Below are 2,656 nucleotides of genomic sequence, written 5' to 3'. Positions count from 1 at the left end.
ATTCCATATATAAATCGAATAGGTTGATTGTGTTAGCAATCAACCTTTACTCATCTTGGTTAGTTCGTTTTTTGAATCGCTGTACTTTGAACGGGCTCAATGTCAAACCAATCACAAAGAGGCACCGGCCTACCAAAATAAAATCCTTGAATTTTTGGGCACTTTAACGACTGTAATATCTGGAATTGTTCCTGTGTCTCTATGCCTTCAGCAATAATGTCTAGGTCTAAGCTTTTTGCTATTTTTATTACAGCTGCTGCAATTGAATCATTGGCATTCGCCTCGTTCAATTGTTCAATAAACATACGATCAATTTTAAGGCAGTTTACGGGTAATTGTGTTAAGTATGCTAGAGACGAATACCCTGTTCCAAAGTCATCAATAGACAATTCGATTCCCATCAATTGCAGCTTGTGCATATTTTTAATTGCTACTTTTTCACTTGTTACCAATTTGGACTCTGTTATTTCAAGACCAAGATTACTCGCGGGGAGACTTGTAACGGATAGGACCTCTCTAACATAGTCAGAAAACACTGGGCTGCTTATCTGATCGACGGTAACATTGACATGCACTTTTATGCTCTCCGGCCACACACCTTCTTTAATCGCACGCTTGGTATCAACACACGCCTGAAATAGTATCTGTTCCCCAATACTATCAATCAAGTTTGACTCTTCGGCTACCGAGATAAATTCGGCAGGCGAGATCAGTCCACGCTTAGGGCACAACCAACGAGCGAGCGCTTCTACTGCCACAAGTTCACCATTGTCACTCGATACAATGGATTGATAAAATGGTGAAAACTCGAAATTCTCAATTGCTTTGTGAAGGCGTTCAATGGTGCAACGCCTTTCACTGGTCAGTTTGGTCATTCGATGGTCAAACAAACTAAATTTCTGTATCGTTCCCAATGCCCAGACTTGCGCAATAGAGGCGTTGTGCAACCACTCTTCGTCAGAAGTGAAAGAGCTATGTTGAGCTGCACCGATACTCACTGCCAAATGAGCAACTTCCTTGGTGTGGTGGATAGGCAGTGTCACCGCCCTTCTAATCCTACGCTCCAACTGATTAATTTGCTCAGAACTCTCACATTGTGGAATATAAACAACGAATAAGTCATTATCAAACCGCCCTAAAATTGCGCTTTCTGGTATCACTCTAGTTAGCCTTTCTGCGGTCGTTTTTATCAGTTGTTCACCTCTTTCACGGCCATGGCTACAGTATAGGTCTCGATAGTTATCAATCCCTATTACCATCAATGTTGCCCCACGATGCTCTAGCTTTTCTTCAAGAACCTCGATAAATCCATCATGACTATAGATACCAGTTAGCCTGTCATAGATAACCTGATGTTTTAAGGAGGTGACAGATTCCGAAAGGTTTTTGGCCATTTGAGTAAATGCAGCAACAAGCTGATCTATCTCCCGAATAAAGCTAGATTTGGGATTTGTATACTGCCAGTCTCCCTTTGAGAACTGAAGGGCTAGCGCAGCGGTCTTAGAAATTGGCAACGTCATACGACGTATGATCAAAACTGCACCTATAGTAAACACCGTTGCAAACAGACCCATCATGAATAGATTGACAGTTTGGCCATTTCGTAGGGCTCCCACTAGGGAAGCTTCTGAAATTGCAGCGGCAACTAACCATTCAATACCATTACCGTCTTGATATCGTGTCAATCGTACGTGGTGCTTTTCTCCTTGTATCGTTTCCATGAAATCAACAGAGGTTAGTGCATGATCGAGTATTACCTGACCTATGTTTTTGAGAATCGTATCGGATAGTTCTATTTCGTGATCGCTACCCTCGCTATTGAACGAGTTCGCTATCAATTCTCCTTCGACCGTAAAAATGAAAACATGACTACCTGAAATACGATGTTGCTCAGCTAAAAATTCTCCAACCGTTTCTGTTTTAACGTCTGTTACGACTACGCCTAAGAATTCTTCATCACGAAATACAGGACTGGCTGTAGACAATGTTCTGTCTTGCCTAGCGTCTGCGTTGGTATAAACCCCCGTCCATTTTGGTTTCTTATCGTTTTCAACACCCACATACCAAGGCCGACTTCGCGGTTCATAACCAGAGCGGCGATCTAATTCCAGAGAGTCATCACTCTTCCCAGAAAACATAACGAGTTCTCGTTCGGTTCTGTCTGATCTCAGGATGAGTAAATACTCATGATCTCCACGATGGTGAAACCCGACCATGCGGCCATTTGTATCACTAAAGCCAATCATATCAATATGTTCAACGCCATTTTCAAGTGCTTTAAAACTCGTGAGGATGGTGTTTTCTACTGAGCGCAGATCATCATCGTAAGTGCTCATATTGTCGTCAATGATTTGAGCTAAACTTGTATTGACCAAAAAAGGGGCGCTCAAAAACCAATCGAGTCGATGAATAACATTGCTCGTCAGCGTACTTAAATTTTCACGGCTCGATTCGCCAATCAGTTTGTCATAGCTCGCATTTTGTATCGATGTTGAAATGAGCATTAACAATAGAACCAACAACACAATGGTGGAAGTAAACAGCGACTTTAAACTGACTAGACCTGATTTCATTGCACTAACCTTTTTTCTCTTTATCACAGAAAAGGGGAGTCCCCAAAGGCCACTCCCCGATACCTGATGTCTATTTACTTGCT

Annotated in this window: 1 protein-coding gene; it reads right to left on the bottom strand. The window is 42.1% G+C overall.

The window, feature by feature from the left end; all coding sequences use genetic code 11:
- Positions 1-59: 59 nt before the first annotated feature.
- Entirely contained in the window at positions 60-2,573 is a 2,514-nt protein-coding gene (locus UA76_RS03710) for an EAL domain-containing protein (RefSeq protein ID WP_157617553.1), read from the bottom strand.
- Positions 2,574-2,656: the final 83 nt, after the last annotated feature.

The organism is Vibrio mexicanus (assembly GCF_001012815.1).
Lineage (GTDB): Bacteria > Pseudomonadota > Gammaproteobacteria > Enterobacterales > Vibrionaceae > Vibrio > Vibrio mexicanus.
The sequence above is the reverse complement of the archived record's forward strand: the minus strand, read 5'-3'. Positions and strand labels throughout refer to the sequence as shown.